General features: G+C 26.7%; 19 protein-coding genes. 18 read left to right on the top strand and 1 reads right to left on the bottom strand.

Translation table 11 applies throughout. From position 1 onward, the window contains the following. The coding region (locus KGF52_RS14315) for a YARHG domain-containing protein (RefSeq protein ID WP_227840638.1) at positions 1–1,490 on the top strand (1,490 nt) is incomplete at its 5' end. Positions 1,491–1,769: 279 nt separating this feature from the next. On the opposite strand, the gene KGF52_RS14310 is transcribed toward KGF52_RS14315, so the two are convergent. Beyond that, a complete protein-coding gene (locus tag KGF52_RS14310) occupies positions 1,770–2,945 on the bottom strand; it encodes a GGDEF domain-containing protein (RefSeq protein WP_227840637.1) in 1,176 nt (391 codons plus the stop codon). Between the two features lie 344 nt (positions 2,946–3,289). Between KGF52_RS14310 and KGF52_RS14305 the strand changes: the two genes are divergently transcribed. The 17 genes from KGF52_RS14305 to KGF52_RS14225 all read left to right on the top strand — a co-directional run bounded on the left by KGF52_RS14305 (position 3,290) and on the right by KGF52_RS14225 (position 21,884). Then, complete coding sequence (locus tag KGF52_RS14305; RefSeq protein WP_227840636.1) at positions 3,290–4,654, top strand: hypothetical protein; 1,365 nt, start codon at positions 3,290–3,292, stop codon at positions 4,652–4,654. A gap of 21 nt (positions 4,655–4,675) precedes the next feature. Further along, positions 4,676–5,167, top strand: a complete 492-nt coding sequence (locus KGF52_RS14300) for a zinc ribbon domain-containing protein (RefSeq protein WP_227840635.1) — start codon at positions 4,676–4,678, stop codon at positions 5,165–5,167. A 260-nt stretch (positions 5,168–5,427) separates the two neighbouring features. Further along, positions 5,428–6,099: an N-acetylmannosamine-6-phosphate 2-epimerase gene (locus KGF52_RS14295; protein WP_227840634.1), complete on the top strand. Its 672-nt coding sequence runs from the start codon at positions 5,428–5,430 to the stop codon at positions 6,097–6,099. A 69-nt stretch (positions 6,100–6,168) separates the two neighbouring features. Beyond that, positions 6,169–7,050 (top strand): N-acetylneuraminate lyase, encoded by an 882-nt coding sequence (locus KGF52_RS14290; protein WP_413894829.1) that lies wholly within the window; start codon positions 6,169–6,171, stop codon positions 7,048–7,050. Between the two features lie 30 nt (positions 7,051–7,080). Further along, positions 7,081–8,583, top strand: a complete 1,503-nt coding sequence (locus KGF52_RS14285) for a sodium:solute symporter (protein WP_227840633.1) — start codon at positions 7,081–7,083, stop codon at positions 8,581–8,583. 157 nt (positions 8,584–8,740) lie between these two features. After that, complete coding sequence (locus KGF52_RS14280; protein WP_227840632.1) at positions 8,741–9,193, top strand: YhcH/YjgK/YiaL family protein; 453 nt, start codon at positions 8,741–8,743, stop codon at positions 9,191–9,193. A 162-nt stretch (positions 9,194–9,355) separates the two neighbouring features. Further along, a complete protein-coding gene (locus KGF52_RS14275; protein WP_227828854.1) occupies positions 9,356–10,159 on the top strand; it encodes a sialate O-acetylesterase in 804 nt (267 codons plus the stop codon). A gap of 56 nt (positions 10,160–10,215) precedes the next feature. Then, positions 10,216–11,103: an ROK family protein gene (locus KGF52_RS14270; RefSeq protein WP_227840631.1), complete on the top strand. Its 888-nt coding sequence runs from the start codon at positions 10,216–10,218 to the stop codon at positions 11,101–11,103. An 18-nt stretch (positions 11,104–11,121) separates the two neighbouring features. Further along, positions 11,122–11,970 carry a MurR/RpiR family transcriptional regulator gene (locus KGF52_RS14265; protein ID WP_227482491.1) on the top strand — a complete coding sequence of 283 codons (849 nt, stop codon included), beginning with the start codon at positions 11,122–11,124 and terminating at the stop codon, positions 11,968–11,970. 62 nt (positions 11,971–12,032) lie between these two features. Continuing rightward, positions 12,033–12,722: a Crp/Fnr family transcriptional regulator gene (locus tag KGF52_RS14260; RefSeq protein WP_227840630.1), complete on the top strand. Its 690-nt coding sequence runs from the start codon at positions 12,033–12,035 to the stop codon at positions 12,720–12,722. Between the two features lie 185 nt (positions 12,723–12,907). Further along, positions 12,908–15,547, top strand: coding sequence for a diguanylate cyclase (locus tag KGF52_RS14255; protein ID WP_227840629.1), 2,640 nt, complete (start codon positions 12,908–12,910; stop codon positions 15,545–15,547). A gap of 108 nt (positions 15,548–15,655) precedes the next feature. Continuing rightward, entirely contained in the window at positions 15,656–17,593 is a 1,938-nt protein-coding gene (locus KGF52_RS14250) for a transporter substrate-binding domain-containing protein (protein ID WP_227840628.1), read from the top strand. Then, positions 17,574–18,530, top strand: a complete 957-nt coding sequence (locus tag KGF52_RS14245; RefSeq protein WP_227840627.1) for an EAL domain-containing protein — start codon at positions 17,574–17,576, stop codon at positions 18,528–18,530. Before KGF52_RS14250 ends, KGF52_RS14245 begins: the two co-directional genes overlap by 20 nt. 172 nt (positions 18,531–18,702) lie before the next feature. Beyond that, positions 18,703–19,710 (top strand): anaerobic sulfite reductase subunit AsrA, encoded by a 1,008-nt coding sequence (asrA, locus tag KGF52_RS14240; protein WP_227840626.1) that lies wholly within the window; start codon positions 18,703–18,705, stop codon positions 19,708–19,710. Beyond that, positions 19,711–20,502 (top strand): anaerobic sulfite reductase subunit AsrB, encoded by a 792-nt coding sequence (gene asrB, locus KGF52_RS14235; RefSeq protein WP_227840625.1) that lies wholly within the window; start codon positions 19,711–19,713, stop codon positions 20,500–20,502. Between the two features lie 12 nt (positions 20,503–20,514). Further along, positions 20,515–21,486, top strand: a complete 972-nt coding sequence (gene asrC, locus KGF52_RS14230; RefSeq protein WP_227840624.1) for a sulfite reductase subunit C — start codon at positions 20,515–20,517, stop codon at positions 21,484–21,486. Between the two features lie 56 nt (positions 21,487–21,542). Then, positions 21,543–21,884 (top strand): formate/nitrite transporter family protein, encoded by a 342-nt coding sequence (locus KGF52_RS14225; protein ID WP_227840623.1) that lies wholly within the window; start codon positions 21,543–21,545, stop codon positions 21,882–21,884. Positions 21,885–21,945: the final 61 nt, after the last annotated feature.

Below are 21,945 nucleotides of genomic sequence, written 5' to 3'. Positions count from 1 at the left end.
ATGTTGTATTGTATAGGATGTCTACAGATGGAAAATTCATATATTATATGAATACAGATGAAGAGTTATATCTATATAAAGAAGATGGAAATAAAGAAAAAATATCTACTGATATACAGAGCTTTGATATTGTAAATAATAAAGGGGATGTAATATTTATAAATAATGATGACAATTTATATTTAAAAAGTACAGATAAAAATGATAAGGTCAAAATTAGTTCAGATGTATCAAATTTATGGGGGGTAAAATCTAATGATGAAGAAATTATGTATATAAGTGAGTATAATTATAAGGATTTGAAAGGTGAGTTATATTTGTACAAAAATAATGTTAGTGAAAAAATAGCATCAGATATTAGGTCTTATAAATATAGAGATAATAAATTTTATTTTATAAATAGTGATGATGAATTGTATGAGAAAGAAATAGGTAAAGAGGAGTCTAATAAAATAAAAGCAGACATTAATTATGTAAGTTTTATTAAAGATGGAATTGTATTTACAAATTCTGATGGAGAGATATATATTAAGAAAAATAATAAAGAAGACGAAAAAATAGGCAATGATATGAAAGAAAATTCTAATGTATCTATTATTAATGATGAGAAATTACTTTATATTAAATCAAGTGGGGAGTTATTTTTAGATAAAGACAAGATAGCAAGTGATGTTGTTGGCTATTCATTTAATTCAGAGAATATAGCATATTCTACTAAAAATAAGGAAATACATTTTTATAATTTAAAAACTAGGAAAGACAATATAGAAATAAACAATGTAGGGAAATATTCAGAAGTTTATTTAGGGAATAAGTTGATTTACTCTAAAAATTTGGAGCCAAAAGATTTAAATGGTTTTTGGAAAGCTGATGAATATAATATATTTGAATTTGAAGAGCCAAATAAGATAAAACTTTATAGTAAAAGTGAAGAAGAAAGTAATTATACAGTTAAATATGAAGTAGAAAGTTCAGATAGTAACAGCATAGTATTAAAAGGAAAAGATACTTTATCAAAGGAAAAATTTACTATAACTAAATTTACTAGTAATGAAATTTCATTGCAAGCTAATAACGTGAGTGGCACACTTAATAAGATTTCCAAAGAAGAAGCTGAAAAATTTATTAAGAGTATAAATAACAAGGAAAATAGTGAAAATACTGATAAAAAGAGCAATAAAAGTGATTCAGGTTCAAGTTCTAATACGAAAAATAAGGAAGTAAGTTATGATGATGATTATATTATATATGATAGTGATTCTAGAGTATTAACTAAAGATGAACTTGGGCTTTATAGTAAAGAGGAGTTGGCCTATATAAGAAACGAAATATTTGCAAGGTATGGATATGTATTTAAAGAAGAACCATATAAGAGTTATTTTAGTAATAAGTCATGGTATCAGCCAGATTATAGTATAGGAGCTGATACAGATGTTTTAAATTCTGTAGAGAAACAAAATGTATCATTGATTAAGGAAATGGAAAATTAAGTAATAAGAAAATTTAAAATACATGTCTAAATGTAGTATAAGATAGTCTATAAACATTAAAATTGAAATGTGAATTAATTTTAAACATGAATTAATTATATATAAAATTATTAAATCTATAAGTTAGACTTAAGCATAACTTATAGATTTAATAATTCATGTATGAATCTAAAAAGCTAATTTATAGGTTTACATAATATTATCTAAATGTTTTGAACAAAATAAATTTCTTATTAAGAAAATATAAATATAAGGATTGATACTTTTATTTCTATACTTTTAATAAAATGCAACACAATTACGACCTTGTTCCTTTGCAATATATAAAGCTTTATCACAATAACTTATAAATTCATTTAAAGTTATTAATTCTTCGACTTTCTTTGTATGAACTCCGATGCTAACAGTCACACATTTTGAAGGAACATCATCACGTTCAAAATTACAATACTCTATAATCTTACGTAAACATTCGGATTTAAGTTTAGCATTCTCCTCATCACAATTGAAAATACATATAAAAAATTCTTCACCACCATAACGGATAGCATGTGCATTTTCAGAATTTGTAAAATCTAAAATTACTTTAGCAATATTTTGTAAACAGTAGTCACCTTTTTGATGTCCGTAAGTGTCATTAAATTGTTTAAAATAATCTATATCTATCATCATCCCTGTTATAGGCTCTTGATTTGAATGGGTACTTAATTTTTTTTGAAGAACATCTTCTAGATACCTACGATTATTCATTTTAGTTAGGTCATCGGTCATAACCTTAAGATTTAATAAATTATTCATATGAGAGATTTCTTCGTATTGTTGATGGATTAGCATTTTATCATAATAAGTAAATACACGACTTCTATATAACATTGTAGAAACAAAAATAGCAAGTGATATTATAAAAAATGTGTTTACAATATTACTGAACTCATTACCTGATACAGTTTGAATTCCTGGTAAGAGTAGATTAAGAAATAAAAAACATCCTCCAAAAACTACTATTGATTGACCTAATTTTAATACTGAAAAAGCAGCAGCTGTTAACATTATATAACTGAATACACTCAAATCATTTCCACCTAACTGGTCAAGCAAAGTAATTACACAACCCCATAAGCAGAAAAAAGTTACATAAATCACCCATAAGTTTATATAACAAGTGCAATGTTCCTTTTTTTTATTCCAAAGATAAGAAAAAACAAACATAAAAATTAAAGAGATACAAAGTAGTATTATATACATACAAAAATACCATTGACGTCTTGGGGTGGCAAAAGGGCCACCATCTCTAGCTGATATTGATATCATCATAATTAGTTGAGATATTATTATTATGATACAAATAATTTTGCCTGTATGATAAAGATAATTGCAAAGTTCTCGTTCAACATTTTCTTTGTGTTTTTTATCTAGAGGGAATCCAAAGAATTTTTTGAATTTTTCTAAGTTCATATAAGCCTCCATTAAAAATAAAACATAAAAATAAGTATTCCTTTTCTTTTCTTAGATACTCGGAATACTTTGTTTACAATTTAATTATAGCAAAATATGCTATATGTAACAATCTAAATTTATAATAGGTGATGTTTGTTAGTTAATATTAAATAAAGTTTTGTATTAGTATCTTATTATAATTAAGATTAGTAAGTTATTTATTTTTGAATATTAGACAATTATAATGAAATACTAATATAAGACAAACAAAATAGATAAATATATCCAATTAAGGTATAATTAAGTTTTATATGATATAGTTATATTTGATAATTGACAATGGTAAAATTTGGAGGGAAAAAATGGATGAAAAAAAAATAGATAACATGAATTATTCATATAGCAACTATTCTAAAAAAACAGGTAAGCCAACTAGAAAAATAAAAAATAATAACCTTACACTCGAAACTAAAGAAGATAAAATTTGCTCTAGTTGCAACAAAGAAAATAATCCTAAAGATAATTACTGTAAATTTTGTGGAAATGAACTTTATGAAATAGTATCATTAAAGTCAAGCGAAACAAAACTTGACTTAAAATCTAAAATAAAAGAACACTCATATCACGCAAATACAAGAGGGATATTTTTAACGACCTTTTCAACTATATTCATATTGCTTGTTATTTCATTAATATTTAAGGCTATAATTACTATTCAATTTAATGATATAAGTTATATGATAAATCCAGCACATATAATTTTAGCTCTTAATCTAGGACAAATTAGCGTATCTATGTCTACTATGATGGGTTCTGGATTTATAAGTGCAAATATAGGCTTGTTAATATTACTTATAATTCCTGTTTTAGGATTAATTATATCAAATTTAATTTTTATGAGAAAAAGATGTAAGGATTCAAAAACTACACTAGCCAATTCTCTTGGAGTTGGAATTTTATATGGATTAATTTTAGCTATTTTATGTACTTTTACTAATGTTAAAACTAGCTCACATAGTATGCTAGAATATGGATATGCTTTAGAGTATAGTTACGAATTTTTTAGTGCACTACTAAATGGATTTGTATTAGGATTTATATGTACATATATAACTAATTATAGAAAAAGCTATGAAAAAGAAAATATGTATATGTCCCTTTTTTCAAATGCTATTAAAATATTCATATTAGGATATGCTTTAGTGTTAGCAATACTTTTTGTATTAACTATATCTGATAGTAGTTATTTAAATGAATTGAATATGAGTGGATATTCAAGTGGCATTGATTTATTTGCTATATTGCCACAAATTGCGAGCTATATGTGGGCTTTTGCAAATGGAATTTCAGTAACAATAATAAATTCAACATTGTCAATGTTTAGCTTAGGTTCATCATCTTTATTTGGAGATACTAAATTAATGTTTTATGCAATGGGGGCTTTGTCTGCATTAATAATTTTATTAAATGGATATAAGTTAAGATTTAAATATGAAACACATAGTATTAAACCTGTAATAATATTTAGTATATATTATGCATTTTTAATGGGTATGTTAGCTTTGTTTAGCACATTTATACTTGATAGTAATATTAATTTCTTTAATACAACTAGTTATGGAACAACTCTAGTTATGCAATTTAAAGTGTTCTCGACTATTATAATTTCATTTATATACAGTTTTGTGATATCTTTAATAGGATATAAACTAAACTCAGCTGATTAAATATGATTGGAGGAAACTTCTGTGGAAGAAAATAATAAAAAGACAGTGGATGATAAATTTTCTAAGGTTAAAAAAAGATTTGGCAATGGAAAATTTAAGATTAAATTATATAAAGAAAAATCAAAGATAAATAGAGAAATTGATGATATTCAAGAAAAGAAGAGTAAGCTCTTTTTAGAAATGGGAATGTTGACTTATCAAAAAATTAGAGAAAATTCTATTGATGATGAGTGTTTTGATAAATTCTGTGATGAGTTATTAGAACTTGATAAGATAATTTATGAAAAAAATATGGAAATCAATGATATGGAAATTGCAGAAAGCAATGTAACTTGTGAATGTGGCTATGTTGGAAATATAAATGACAAATATTGCGCTGAATGTGGTAGAAAATTTGAATTAGATAATGATTGTGATGATTTTGTAGTTTGTGGTTATTGTGAAAGTGAGATAGATTCAGAATCTGAGTTTTGTCCATGTTGTGGTAGAAAAATTATTATGGATTTAGAATAGTATTGGGAAACCTATGTATTGTATACATGGGTTTTTTTATTGAAATCATTTGTATCTATATAATAGGAATGAAAATAAAAACCAAAAAAATGAAATAAATTTTCTTAAAACTATGAAATATAAGGAAATAATTGGAATAAATTGATAAAAAAATAGAATTGATAAAAAAATATGAAAAAATATTGCAAAGAAAAAGTTTTCATGTTATTATTAATACATAAATTAAGAAAATAAATTTCAGAAATGAGGTAATCAAAAAAATGCTAGATAAGGTAAAGGGAAGACTAATAGTATCATGCCAAGCTTTAGAAAATGAACCTCTTCATAGTTCTTTTATAATGGGTAGAATGGCTAAAGCGGCTCAGGAAGGTGGAGCAGTTGGAATTAGAGCTCAAGGAGTTGATGATATTATTGAAATAAAAAAAGTTACTGAACTTCCTGTCATAGGTATTATAAAGAGAAATTACGAAGATTCAGATATATATATAACACCAACTAAAAAAGAAGTAGATGAGCTTTTAACAACAGGATGTGAAATGATAGCACTGGATGCTACTAATAGAGTTAGACCAAACAACGAAGATTTGAAAGAAATTATAAATTATATAAAAGAAAATAATGTTTTAGTAATGGCTGATATTTCAAATTATGATGAAGCTGTTAAGGCACAAGAATACGGTGTGGACTGCGTTTCAACTACATTATCTGGGTATACTCCATATACAGAAACTTTAGATGGTCCAGATTTTGTACTGATGGAAAGACTGGTTAAAGATTTAAAAATACCTGTAATAGCAGAAGGAAAGGTAAATACTCCTCAAGATTTAAAAAAAGTCTTTGAACTTGGAGTTCATTCATCAGTTGTAGGTTCGGCAATAACAAGACCACAATTGATAACAGAAAAATTTGTTAAAGCAATCGAAATTAATTAAAAATTAATTTATAAATTAAAAATTTATTATATTTAACTATATTTGAAAATTAAAATTGGAGGTAAAGATATGAGAACAACAGATATGAAAGGAATTTATTCAGCATTATTAGTTTCATTTGATAAGGAAGGAAATATAAACGAAAAAGGGTTAAGACAAATAATTAGACATAATATAGATGTTTGTAAAATAGATGGTCTTTATGTAGGTGGAAGTACAGGAGAAAACTTCATGCTTTCAACTGATGAAAAGAAAAAAATATTTGAAATAGCTAAAGATGAAGTGAAAGAAGAAATAAAGTTAATAGCTCAAGTTGGTTCAGTTAATTTAAAAGAAGCTGTAGAACTTGCTAAATTTACAACTGATTTAGGATATGATGCTATAAGTGCTGTTACACCTTTTTACTATAAATTCGATTTTGAAGAAATAAAACATTATTACAATACAATAATAAATTCTGTAGATAATAGATTAATAATATACTCTATACCATTTTTAACTGGTGTTGATATGAGTTTAGATCAATTTGGAGAATTATTTGAAAATGAAAAAATAATAGGTGTTAAGTTTACAGCAGCAGATTTCTACTTATTAGAAAGAATGAGAAAAACATTCCCAAATAAATTAATATTTGCAGGTTTCGATGAAATGATGTTACCAGCTACAGTTTTAGGTGTAGATGGAGCAATTGGTTCTACATTCAATGTAAACGGTGTCAGAGCTAGACAAATATTTGAACTAACTAAGAATGAAAAAGTATCAGAAGCACTTGAAGTGCAACATGTGACAAATGATTTAATAACAGATATATTAGGAAATGGTCTATATCAAACAATTAAATTACTACTTGAAGAACAAGGCGTTGAAGCTGGATATTGTAGACAACCTATGAAAGAAGCAACTGATGAAATGAAATCAAGAGCGAAAGAAATATACAGAAAGTATTTTTAAAAATACTTTTAGTATGGGAGGATTAGTCAAATGGTAGGATTTACTTGGATAGATTTTGCAATACTAGTAGTTTACTTATTGGCAGTTTTATTTGCAGGATTATTATTTTCAAAGAAGGAAATGAAAGGAAAAGAGTTCTTCAAAGGTGATGGAACTATTCCATGGTGGGTTACATCAGTGTCAATATTTGCTACATTATTAAGCCCAATATCATTTTTATCACTAGCAGGTAATTCTTATGGTGGAACATGGATTTTATGGTTTGCACAATTAGGTATGTTTATAGCTATACCTTTAACAATAAAATTCTTCTTGCCACTATATAGTAGGTTAGAAATAGACACTGCATATGAGTACTTAGAAATGAGATATGAAAGTAAAGGTCTTAGAGTGATTGGAGCTTTAATGTTTATAATATATCAAATAGGACGTATGTCTATAATAATGTATCTACCATCAGTAGTTTTAGCAGGTCTTACAGGAATACCTGTAAATGTGTTAATAATAGTTATGGGTGTAATAGCAATAATTTATTCATATACAGGTGGATTAAAAGCTGTTTTATGGACTGACTTTATACAAGGTATGGTACTAATAGTAGGTGTTACAGGTACGCTATTCTACCTAATATCAAGTATAAATGGTGGATTTGGAACAGTGATGGATACTCTTACAAGTGGTCATAAATTCTTAGCAACAAATGAAGTTATGTTTGATAAAAATATACTATCTACAAGTGCATTTATAATATTTGTTGGAGCTGGTCTTAATACTTTTTCATCATATGTATCAAGTCAAGATATAGTTCAAAGATTTACTACAACAACTGATATAAAACAACTTAACAAAATGACATATGGAAATGGTGTTTTATCAATGGGACTAGCAACAGTATTTTATCTAATTGGAACTTGTTTATTTATATACTATACTCAAAATCCAGATTTAGCTCAAACAGTTCAACAAGACCAAGTATTTGCATCATATATAGCCTATGAATTACCAGTAGGTATAACAGGAATACTACTTGCAGCAATATATGCAGCATCTCAATCAACTTTATCAACAGGGCTTAATTCAGTTGCTACAAGTTGGACTTTAGATATACAAACTATTATAACAAAAGATATGAGTATGGAAAGACAAACTAAGGTAGCACAATATATATCATTGGGAGTAGGTATACTTTCTATAGTTGTTGCAATAATCTTAGCAAATGGAGAGATAAAGTCAGCATATGAATGGTTCAATAGTTTTATGGGTCTAGTTTTAGGAGTTTTAGCAGGAATATTTGTACTTGGTGCGTTTTGTAAAAGAGCAACTAAAATGGGAGCATATGTTGGATTTGCAGTATCAGCAATTTTAGTTGTTTATCTAAAATACAGAGTACCAGAAGTAACTTCTTGGGCTTATTCTCTAATAACAATAACTACTTCTGTAGTAGTAGGAACAGTATTTAGTGCAATAGAATCTAAAGTTAAAGCAAAAGTATATTTACCAAAAGCTGAAACTACAGTTTATTATGAAAAATAATATAGAATTTAAATAAGAAATTATCTTATAGAGTGACTAGATTAGAGTGATTAGATATATAAATAATCTAGTTACTCTATAAGAATGTATAAAGAACTTTATATGTAAAAAATCTGAAAGTAGAATGTATTTAAAATTATATAGGGAGATAGTGCTTATGATATTTGGAAGTATAAATCATAGTAAGACATATTCAACATTACATGAAGATTTGCTTAAGTGTTTTGAATATGCTAAAGAAAATTCATTGATAGATTACGAAAAAGGGACTCATACAATAGATGGTGATGACATCTTTGTAAATATCGTTGAGTATAAAACTTGTGAAAAAGAAGAAAGATTCTGGGAAGCTCATAAGAAATATATAGATGTACACTTGATGCTAGATGGATGTGAAAGAATAGATTTGAATTTTATAGAAAATCTAGAGCAAAAGACATATGAGGAAGATAGTGACTTTCTACCTCTTGATGGACAAAATAATGGATATGTTGAACTTAGAAAAGGTGATTTCCTAGTATGTTATCCAGAAGATGCACATATGACAGCAATAAAAGTTTCAGAAAAAGAAAATATCAAAAAAGCTATTTTTAAGGTTTTGGTTAGATAATGAAAATTTATATAACCGCTAAGGCTGAAAATAGTGATTTAACTTTCAGCGATTAGTGAGATTTCGTAAATTTTAGTTAGATTACTATTTTCAGCCTTAGTTTTTTATAGGAAAGTTTAAATAGACATTAAAAAGTTTAGAATTGTATAGAGGAGTTAATTTATGGATAATATAGATGTATTTTTATTAATAGGACAAAGTAATGCTAGAGGTTTGGGAAATCCAAAAGACAGTGTTATTCCAAATGAGAATTGTTTTGAATACTTAAGTACTGACGAGATTATAAACATGAGATGTGAATTAGAGACTTCTGAAGGGGATGGGACTATAGCACCTGCATTTTCAAATGAGTGGAATAGACTTACTGGTAATAAAGTTTGTTTTATACACAATGCAAAGGATGGGTCAAGAATAAAAAATTGGAATCATGATAATAACTGGTTTTTAGATGATACTATAGAAAAGTTTAATGCAGGGTGTAATACTTTAAGCAAGGATTATAAAATATCAAATAAATATGCTATTTGGATTCAAGGTGAAAGTGATGCAAAATATGGTAGTGATGTTTTATACTATAAAGAGAGTCTAAAAAAAATTGCATATAGACTTAAGGAAGAATGTATGATTGATAAAATGTTTGTTAGTTTAACTGGTTATTGGCTTGGAGAAGATGAATATTTTGTTAGAACAAGACGAATTGCAGCAGCGCAAGAATTTGCTTGTAATGAATGTGACATATTAAGTATAGGAAGTAAAATTGCTATGAAATTTCATGATCAAGGTCTAACTATTGATGATGTACATTATAGTCAAGAAGGTCTTAATATGTTAGGAGAAGATTTATGTAAGAATATTTATAAATATCATATAACTGAGGAAAAAATTATATTAAAGGATACCATAGATTTATCAGAAGCGAGAAAATATATCTATGAGTTAGAAAAAATAAATAAAAAATTCATGTAATATAAAGTTTTAATTAGTAATATTGGTTATAAAAATAATTTGTATGGAGATATGTTATGAAAAATTATGTTTGTATAGATATTGGAGGTACTTCAATAAAATATGGATTTATTAGAGAAGATGGGTTAATAATCGATAAATCAAGTTTAGATACTGAAGCAAAAGAAAAAGGTGGACCAGGAATATTATCTAAAATAAAGAAAATAGTTAAAAAATATATGAAAGAAAATAATATTGATGGGATATGTATATCAACTGCAGGTATGGTTGACCCCATTGAAGGTAAGATAGTATTTGCGTTAGAAGAATTAATTCCAAACTATAAAGGTATGGAATTAAAGAAAGAGATAGAAAAAGAATTTAATATAAAATGTGAAGTTGAAAATGATGTTAATTGTGCTGGACTTGGTGAAATGTGGCTTGGAGCAGGTAAGGAAGCAACTTCTTCTATCTGTATGACAATAGGTACTGGTATTGGTGGTTGTGTTATAATAAATAATAAGCTTATAAATGGATTTAGTAATAGTGCTGGTGAAGTAGGATATATGAATATGAATGGAAGTACTTTTCAAGAGTTGGCATCAACTAGTAGCTTGGTAAAAAAATTATCAAAAATAAAAAATATGGATGAAAATGACCTAAATGGGAAAATAATTTTTGATTTAGCAAAGAATAATGACGAAGATTGTTTAAAAGAATTGGATAATATGATAAAATCATTAGCAATTGGTATTGCAAATATATGTTATGTAATAAATCCAGAAGTTGTAATTTTAGGTGGCGGAATAATGGCACAAGAAGAATTTCTAAAACCTAAAATAGATAGAGCGTTAAAGGAGATTCTTATAGAAAGAGTTTATAAAAATACTAATGTAGAATTTGCAAAGAGACAAAATGATGCAGGTATGCTTGGGGCATTATATAATTTTTTAAACAAAATATAGAGAATAGAAGGTTTTTTAATGAGTATTTTAGAACAATTAGAATCACCAACTTTTAAAGTCACAAAGTCAGATAAATTACTGATAGCTTATATAAAAGAAAATATAGAGGATGTATTTTATAAACCAATATCACAAATTGCTAAAGAGAGTAATATTGGTGAAGCAACTATAACTAGATTTGTTAAAAAAATGAAGTTTAATGGGTTGCAAGACTTTAAAGTTACTTTAGCACAAGAAATATCAAGTAGTAATAAAAAAAATATTATAAATAAGAATATACAAAATGATGAGCCAGCTTTAGATACAGCTAAGAAACTTTTAAACTCAAATATAACTACTTTAGAGAATACTGTTGAGATAATCAATAGTGTAGATGTTCATGACTGTGCAAGACTTATAATAAATGCTAAAAAAGTTTACTTTATAGGTATTGGATATTCAGGAATAATAGCACAAGATTCAAACTATAAGTTTATGAGAATTGGACTTAATTGTGTAAGTTTTGATAGTAGTCATACTATGATAATGATGTCTTCTATAATGGAAGAAGGAGATTTAATAGTTGCAATTTCTCATTCTGGCGAAACTGAAGAAATTATAAAAACTGTAAAACTTGCGAGAGCTAATAATGCTAAAATTATATCTATTACTGAAAATAAAAATTCTGAATTGAAGGATATTTCAGATGTGCACTTATCTTATGTATCAGGGGAAACTGTATTGGAAACAGGTTCAATATCTTCTAAATTAGCACAATTTTTTATTATTGATTTAGTATATACACAGGTAGTAAAGGAGCTTTCAAATGAAGCTATTGAAAGAAAAATCAAGACTACAAATGCTATAAAACTGTTTAAAAATGAATAAAATCAGATATTTGTAATACTTTATGTGGTTTTCTTAAAAATTTAGTAATGGGGAGATTTTACATGTCTAAATTAAAAGACTATGATATTGACAAAGTAATGCTTTTTAATAATTTATGTAGTGAAACTAAGAATCAACTTAAAGAAAAAGCTAAACTAAAAAGATTACAAAGAAAAGAAATTTTATTTTATGAAAAAGAACAATTAGACAGGGTATATGTACTTTTAGATGGGAAAGTATCTATTTTTAAGATAAGCGAAAATGGCGAGAGAAAGGTGATTTTTATATTAAATAATGGAGAAATTATAAATGACATTACCTTTGATTTTACTAAGAATTCTGCTGTTGGATGTGAGGCATTTGAAAATTCAATTGTGTTTTATTATAGTATTGAAGAATTTACAGAAATTATGAAAAATGATTTTCAGCTTACAAAAGATATTATTTCTTATATGGAGAGAAGGACAAGACGTTTATATAGACAGTTAAAAAATTCAATATCTATAAAAGTAGACAAGAAATTAGCAGCAAAATTATATAGATTAAGTAAAGAATTTGGAGTTTGTTGTGGAGAATGGACATTATTAAATGTAAATCTTACAGTTACATACTTAGCAGATATGCTTGGTTGTAAAAGAGAGACAGTTTCTAGAATGATAAAAGTATTGCAAAAAGAAGAACTTATAAAGATTGATAATAAAGGTTTTTATGTAAAAGAGAGCGAGCTATCAAAATACTTTAAAAATAATTAATTATAATTAAATAAAGGCATTATTAAGAGAATCTATGTATAGATTCTTTTTTATTTATCTAAAATGGTAATATTTACCTTAAGTTTATTGAAACAGCTGAGTTCTGATAGTATAATTAATTTAATATGAACAGTAAATATACAGATGTTGACACAGCTTCTATGCGCAGAAAGGGATGTATCAAAATGAAAAATAAAAAATTCATAGGTTATGCTTTAGGTTTGATTTTTATATGTGTATTTGTGATGTTTTCTCTTTGGGATTTTACCTATAATGTTAATTCACTAGTAGAAAAAAGCAAAAAGATGCATTTAGAAGAGTTATCATTGCAAAGTTCAAATACTATAAATGTTAAGCTTAATTCACTAACAAAGTTTATAAATAGTATTTCTAAAGTTATTTCAGAGTCAGAGGGTATGAAGAAAGAAGATATAATGAAATTATTAAATGATGTATCAAAGGAATCTGATTTTGAAAAAATCTACATTGCATATCCAGATGGTACAGCCTATACAGGTGATGGAAAGGTCTATAATATATCGCAACATAGCTATTTTAAGAAGGCAATGAAAGGGGAAAGCAATATTTCAGAAATCATAAAATCATCTGTTAACAATGAAAATAGTTTTATAGTAGCGTCTCCTATGTACAAAAATGGTGAAGTGATTGGAGTTCTGTATGGTTCTTATTATACAAGTAAATTAAGTGAATTTATAGATGTGACTAGTTTTAATGGAGAAGGGAGTACATATATATTTGAAAAGTCAGGAAATCTTGTCTTAAAATCTACTCCAGGAAAAACTGATGATGCCATAGATAATGTTAGTGATTTTTTTGATTTTATTTATATTGGAGAAAATTACAGTTATAAAAACTTTATTGAAGATATATCAAATGAGAAAAGTGGATTTTTAGAATATAAATTTGAAGGAAAAGAGGAATATGCCACGTATACTCCAGTTGGTATAAATGATTGGTATGTATTGTCTTTTATTCCAAAGACTTTGATAGTGAAAGAGATTTCTAAGATAAATAAACTTGCAATTATATTAACAACTAAAAACTTCATAGCACTTTCAGTTTTGATTTTAATTGTATTTTATAAAGAGAAAAAATCCAAAGGAAAGCTTGTAAAAGCAAATTTAGAGATATCTTCACTAACTAACAATATACCAGGTGGTGTTTTTAAATGTAGTGTAGGTGAAAAATATGAATTTGTGTTTTTAAGTGATGGATTTATTGACCTGTTTGAATATACTAAAGAAGAGATAAAATCTATGTTTAATAATAATTTTTATGATGTAATTTATAAAGATGATGTAGATAGAGTGAAAAGGGAATTTGCACTTCAAATATTAGAATCAAAAGTAGTTGAAATAGAGTATCGAATGATTACTAAGAGTGGGAATTTTGTGTGGGTTGTAAATAAGTGTGATCTAATAAAAGATTCTGATGGAAAAGAGTATTTCTACTGTGTGTTGGTTGATGTAACAGATTTAAAAAGAGCAGAAGAAGAACTTAAGATTAATGAAGAAAGACTTAGAATAGCCTTATCCAAGACATCTAACATAGTATTTGACTATTATGTGCATACAAAATCTATACATATCTCTAGTGATATCTCTTTAATATATGGAGTACAAAAAAATATTGAAAATGGTATAGAATATTTTATAGATTCTGGGATAATACATCCTGACTTTGTTGATGTGTTTAAAGAATCTTTTAACAAAATAGAAAAAGGTGAAGAAAGTGTAGTATCTGTAATAAAAACAAAACTAGTCAATGGGAAATATATATGGAATAGAATGACTCTAACTAATCTATTTAATGGAGCAGAAATTCCAATTAGAGCGATAGGTCTATTAGAAGATATAAATGAGCAAAAAAAAGCTGAAATGCAATATAATCAAGAAGAACAATATAGAAAAGCTATGTTGTCTGAAGCAATTGCTATATATGAAATTAATTTTTCTCAAGATAAATTTATATCAAGCAATATAAAGCCTAATAATAATTTAGGTTTAAGAACTACTGGAAAATATTCTGAAGTAATGGAGGATATTGTTGACGATATAGTTTTTATTTCAGATAGGGAAAACTTTAAAAAAGTATTTTATTATGAAAATATCTTAGATTCATATAATAAGGGAGTAAATGAGTTAAAGTTAGAGTATCGAAGATATGACAATGATGGTAAGATTTTGTGGGAACTTTGTACAATGCATTTACTTAAAGACCCACAAAGTAATAAACTTAAAGGATTTGCGTACATTAAAGATATAGATAAACAGAAAAAAGAAGAGATTGAGCTTAAATTTAAAGCTGAACGTGATATATTAACAGGAATTTATAATAAAGGTACAACTGAAACTCTAATAAAGAGGTTTTTAAGTTTAGACAAGGCTAAAGAAAGTAGTCATGCATTTTTTATTATTGATTTAGATGATTTCAAAGCCATTAATGATAATTTAGGACATGTCTTTGGTGATAAAGTTTTAGTTGAAGTCTCAAAAAAATTGACTTCTATTTTTAGAGAAGATGATATAATTGGACGTATTGGTGGAGATGAATTTGTAGTTTTCATAAAAAATATGAAGAATATGAAATTTATTGAAAACAAAGCGATTGAGTTATGTAATGCATTTAGAAATTATTATACTGGAGTAAATAAGTCATATAAAGTTTCTTGTAGTATTGGAATATCTATTATGCCAAATCATGGAACAACTTTTATTGAATTATATGAAAAAGCAGATAAAGCTCTTTATTATTCAAAAAAACAAGGAAAAGATAGATTTATTATATTTAATGACTCTATTTAAAGTTTAAATGCAAATGGAGGGTTTAAATATTTAAATAGAAAGAATATTAAGTTAAATAAGAATACTTTAACTATCTTGATATGATTTAGTTATAAATGGAGGCATATTATGAATGGGAAATATAGATTTACTATTACTATGGTTATTTTTTTACTTATATTAAATACATCATTTGTTTTAGCCGCTTCTGAGAAAGAAAAAGTGAGAGTTGGATATTGGCCTAGTTATGGAATTTCTATTACAAAAGATGGTCAGTTATATGGATATACATATGATTATATGAATGAAATCGCTAAAATAAATAATTGGAAATTAGAATATATACCTTGTGGATGGGGTCAAGGTCTAGAAATGCTTAAAGAGGGAAAAATTGATATATTTGGAGCATTGCAAAAGAGTGAAGAGCGTGAAAAATACTATGATTATACGAATTTAAATTTTGGATATGAATATGGAGCATTGTATGTAAATTCCAAAAACAATATCATATCTTATAATAATCTAAAAGAGATTGATGGAAAAGTAATAGGTACAGTTTCAGATAATCATTTTAAAAGTGTATTTGATGAATACTGTAAAAAAAATAAAATATCTGTAAAATATAAATACATAGAAGGTGCAGAAGAACTTCAAAGAGAACTTGAAAAAGGAACCATTGATATGATACTTACAGGAAGCATTAGAGATATACCAAATACAAAGGTAGTATTACGTTTTTCATCAGAGCCTGTCTATTATGCAACAACTAAGGGAAACAAAAAAATACTAGATGGTTTGAATTATGCATTAAATGAGATTAAACGAGAAGATATATATTATGATGGTAATTTATTTAATAAACATTATAAAGATACTGCAATAGCCACAGAAGTATTTACTTTGGAGGAAAAAGAATATATAAAGAAACATCCTATAATAAAAGTTGTATCAGGCCCTAATACATCACCACTATCTTTTTATGATAAAAATACAAATTCCTACAAAGGTATATCAATAGATATATTAAAATCAATTTCAAATAACTCAGGTTTAAAGTTTGAGTATATAAAGGTAGATAATTTTTCTGAAGGTTTAAAAATGGTTGAAAATGGTGAGGTAGATATCTGTGCAAATATGTTTATGTCACGGAGTACTGAGTTAGAGCATAATATTGTATTTACTGATGGATACCTTGAAACTACTATGTTAGGTTTGGCAAAAAATGATATTAGAATGAATGAAAAAACTAAGGTAGCAATGATTAAATGGACAGGTATAGAATCATTCGTAAAAGAATATTATCCAAATCAAGAAGTAAGTTTTTATCCAAATGCTAGTAAATGTATTGAAGCTGTCAAGAAAGAAGAATGTGATGTATTTATAGGAAGCAACTATATACTAAATAATATAATTAACACTGAAGAATTTGATGAGCTTATGTTTATGCCAATAAAAAATCAAGTCGTGGATATTGGAATAGGGGTTTCTGGAAAAGCAAATCCTGCATTGTTGTCAATACTCAATAAATCTATTAATAGAGTTACAGAAGAAGAGGTTGCAATTGCAGTTACAGGTAGTACAAAGTATTTAGAGCACAAGGTTACTCTATTAGATTTTATACAACATAATATTATGGTATTTATTTTGATAATATCATTTCTTATATTTATAGTTTTTGGAATATTTATTGTAAATTATAAGATACAAGTGAATAAATTAAAAAAGATAGCATATATTGATGAAGTAACAGGTATAAGGAGTTTACTGAAATTTAAAATTGATGCTAATAAGCTTTTTGAAAAATATGGAACATATAACTTTGCTATATATTATATCAATATAGATAAATTTAAATATATAAATGATATGTTTGGTTTTGAATTTGGAGATAATATTTTAAAATACATAGCAAAAAAAATAGGTGAAAATGTTTTTAAGGATGAAATATATGCAAGGTTATCAGACGATAGATTTATTGTAATGACTAAAAAAAGTAATATAGAAAATTTAAGAAAAAGAGCAAATGATTTTTTTGAGATTGTCAATAATGATAAAAAATACATTTAAAATAGATATAATACTTAAATGTGGAGCATATTTAATTGATAAAGAAGATGTGAATATTGATGTAATGATTGATAGAGCTAAGATAGCTTGCCAAACAATAGAAACCAATTATAAAAGTAAAGTTGCTTTTTATGATGATAAAATAAGGATTTCTATACTTCATGAAAAAGAAATTGAAAATAATATGGATAATGCACTTTTAAATAAAGAATTTGTAGTTTATTTGCAACCTAAAATTAACCTTATAACAGAGGAGGTTGTAGGTGCAGAGGCTCTTGTTCGTTGGATTCATCCAATTAAAGGAACTATACCACCTAATGATTTTATTCCACTATTTGAGAAAAATGGATTTATAGAAAAACTTGATTTGTATGTTTGGGATAATATATTTAGTACAATGTCAAAATGGATAAAAAATGGAATAAAGCCACAACCAATTTCTATAAATGTATCAAGAATTCATTTAAATAATAGAAATATAGTAGCTAGTTTAAAATCTTTAATAAATAAGCATAATATACCAGCACATCTAATAGAACTTGAGTTAACAGAAAGTTTATTTTTGTCAAATATAAGTATGATTTTAGATATTTTAAATGATTTACATGATATTGGATTTATCGTATCTATGGACGATTTTGGAAGTGGATATTCTTCGCTCAGTCTTTTGAAAAAATTGCCAATTGATGTATTGAAGATTGATAGAGAATTTTTAAATGAGACAATTACATCTGTACGTGGAGAAAAGGTTATAAAGAATATAATTACATTAGGTAAGGATTTAGATATGCTAATTGTAGCTGAAGGAATAGAAACTGAAGGTCAATTAAATTTATTAAAAAATGCAGGTTGTGATATTGGACAAGGATTTTACTTTGCAAGACCTATGGATATAGAATCTTTTGAAAAGCTTGTATTTAAAAGAATAAATTTTTAATTTAAAGTTATAAATAATAAAAAAATATTACTAGAGCTGAATAAGCTATAGTAATATTTTTTTTATTATTTTTAAAACTGTGATAATTATCACAGAAGTATCTAAAAGAAAGTGTTAAGATTTAAACAAGATAATAAGCAAGCAAAACTAAAATATAAGAAAGGTGATAAAAATGAAATTAAAATTAGATTCATCCAAATTCAATGAAGGTCTGAATTCCCTAAAAAAAGACTACAAAATATTTGCACCAGTCATAATGCCATTTAAAGGTACTTTTTCAGATACTGACATGATAAGATACAAGGAAGTAAGCACTTTTGAAGAAATGGAATTTGCTCAAAAATCAAACTTTTCACCAAAAGAAGTAGTGCTTCCTATCAATCAAGTCTTATTTTACTTTACTGAAAAAGAATTTAAGGAAAGCGATTTAGACAATAAAAAGATTTTAATTTTTCTAAGAGCTTGTGACATAAATGGAATAAAGAGACTCGATGAAATATATTTAAATAATGGAGAAGAAAAAGATTATTTTTATAAACATATTAGAGAAAAAATAAAATTTGCACTTGTAGGATGTAAAGAGAGTTTTAGAAATTGTTTTTGTGTAAGTATGGATTCTAATAAAACTGATAACTATTCACTTGGATTGAATATAGAAGGAGAAAAATTGTACTTAGATATAAAAGACAATGAATTTAAAGTGTTTAATGGAGAGCCAGCAGAATTTGATGTCAGTCATGTAACGGAAAATTTAATTTCTGTAGATGTACCAGAAAATATTGATTCTAATGAGATGATAGGAAATCCAATATGGGATGAATATGACACAAGATGTATTGGATGTGGAAGATGTAATTTTGTATGTCCGACATGCTCATGCTTTACAATGCAGGATATTTTTTATAAGGAAAATGAAAATGTAGGAGAAAGAAGAAGAGTTTGGGCTTCATGTCAAGTAGATGGATATACAGATATAGCAGGTGGAAATTCTTTCAGAAAAAAACAAGGAGAAAGAATGAGATTTAAAACTATGCATAAAATAAATGATTTCAAAAAAAGATTTGGATATAACATGTGTGTTGGGTGTGGAAGATGTGATGATGCCTGTCCACAATATATATCATTTTCAAAATGTATAGAAAAAATAAATGATTTAGTAACTAGTAAGGAGGAGATATAAATGAACTCATATATACCAGTAAGTGCAAAAATACTAGATATAGTTAAACATACTGATAAAGAATGGACATTTAAAGTGAATTGCAATACAAAAGGGGTACTGCCTGGAAAATTCTATGAAATATCTATACCTAAATATGGTGAAAGTCCAATATCAGTATCAGGATATGGAGAAGATTATATTGACTTTACAATAAGAAATGTAGGTAAAGTTACTAGTGAACTATTCAATTATAAAGAAGGGGATTCGTTTTTTATAAGAGGACCTTATGGAAATGGATTTGATGTATCTTTATATGAAGGAAGAGAAATCGTAGTAGTAGCAGGAGGGAGTGCATTAGCTCCTGTAAGAGGAATAGTTGAATATTTTTATAACAACAAAGATAAGTGTGAAAAATTTAAATTAATAGTAGGATTCAAATCACCAAAAGATGTCCTATTTGCAGACGACTTAAAAAGATGGAATGAAAAACTAGATGTTTTAGTTACTGTGGATGGAGCGGATGATGGCTATAGTGGAAATGTAGGATTAGTAACAAAGTATATCCCAGATTTAGATATAAAAGATATAAATAATACTTCTGCAATTGTAGTTGGTCCTCCAATGATGATGAAATTTACAGTAGGAGAGTTTTTAAAAAGGGATTTAGAAGAAAAAAATATTTGGGTTTCTTATGAAAGAAAAATGTGTTGTGGAATAGGAAAATGTGGACACTGTAAGATGGATGATACTTATATATGTTTAGATGGACCAGTATTTGATTATTCATATGCTAAAAATCTTATTGATTAGGGGGTGGAGTTTGTGATAAGAGATTTAAATACTAAAAAAGTAATGAAAAATGCTTACAGAATTACAAAAACAAAATATATAACTTCTTTAAGAGTTAGAGTACCAGGAGGTCTTATTGACCCTGAAAGTTTAATCACAGTTTCTAAGATTGCAAATGAATATGGTAATGGTAAGATACACATAACTACAAGACAGGGATTTGAAATCTTAGGAATAGATATGGAAGATATGGAAGAAATAAACAATATCATACAACCTGTTATTGAAAAGATGAATATAAATCAAAATGAGAAAAATGCAGGTTATCCAGCAGCAGGTACGAGAAATATAGCTGCCTGTATAGGTAATAAAGTCTGTCCAAAAGCGCAGTATAATACAACTGAATTTGCAAAAAAAATAGAAAAAGCAATCTTTCCAAATGACTTACATTTTAAAGTAGCCTTGACTGGATGTCCAAATGACTGTATAAAAGCTAGAATGAATGACTTTGGAATTATAGGAATGACATTGCCACTATATGAAAAAGATAGATGTGTGAATTGTGGAGCGTGTGTAAAAAAATGTTCAAAATTATCTGTTGGGGCGTTAAAAACAGAAAATAATAAAGTAGTAAGAGATGGAGATAAGTGTATAGGTTGTGGAGAATGCGTACTGAATTGCCCAACAAATGCATGGACTAGAGATGAAAAAAAATACTATAGATTAGCTATAATGGGTAGAACAGGGAAGAAAAATCCAAGACTAGCAGAAGATTTTCTTTTATGGGCAGATGAAGACAACATAATAAAAATAATACTTAATACTTACAAATATGTAGAAAAGTATATAGATAAAGATGCACCAGGAGGGAAAGAGCATATAGGATATATAATTGACAGGACTGGATTCATGGAATTTAAAAAATGGGCACTTGAAGGTGTACAATTTGAAGAAATAACTAAAGTACATGAAAATATATACTGGAGTGGAGTTAAATATCTATAATTAATAAAAATATATATTTAAATAAATTATAAATTTAATAGAAGGAAGAGGGAATTATGCATAAAGAAACTTTGGATAAATTAACTAATGCAGCTATAAATAAAATAAATTTATTAAATACAAGTAAGATAAAATATTTAGTGTCTTCTGCTTTTGCAGGACTTTATGTAGGTATTGGTATACTTTTGATATTTACTATTGGAGGAATTTTGACAGATGCAGGTTCTCCTATGACAAAGATAATGATGGGATTATCGTTTGCAATAGCACTTAGTTTAGTTGTAATGACAGGAACAGAACTGTTTACTGGAAATAATATGGTAATGTCTGCAGGCATGCTAAATAAAGGGGTAAGTATAAAAGATACTTCTAAAATATGGATATACAGTAACAAATAGTTTATAAAACTTTATAAAAAAATTATAAAAATATAAACTATACTGCGTATGTAGAGAAATC

The organism is Clostridioides sp. ZZV15-6597, from assembly GCF_020657815.1.
Classification (GTDB): Bacteria; Bacillota; Clostridia; order Peptostreptococcales; family Peptostreptococcaceae; genus Clostridioides.
The sequence above is the reverse complement of the archived record's forward strand: the minus strand, read 5'-3'. Positions and strand labels throughout refer to the sequence as shown.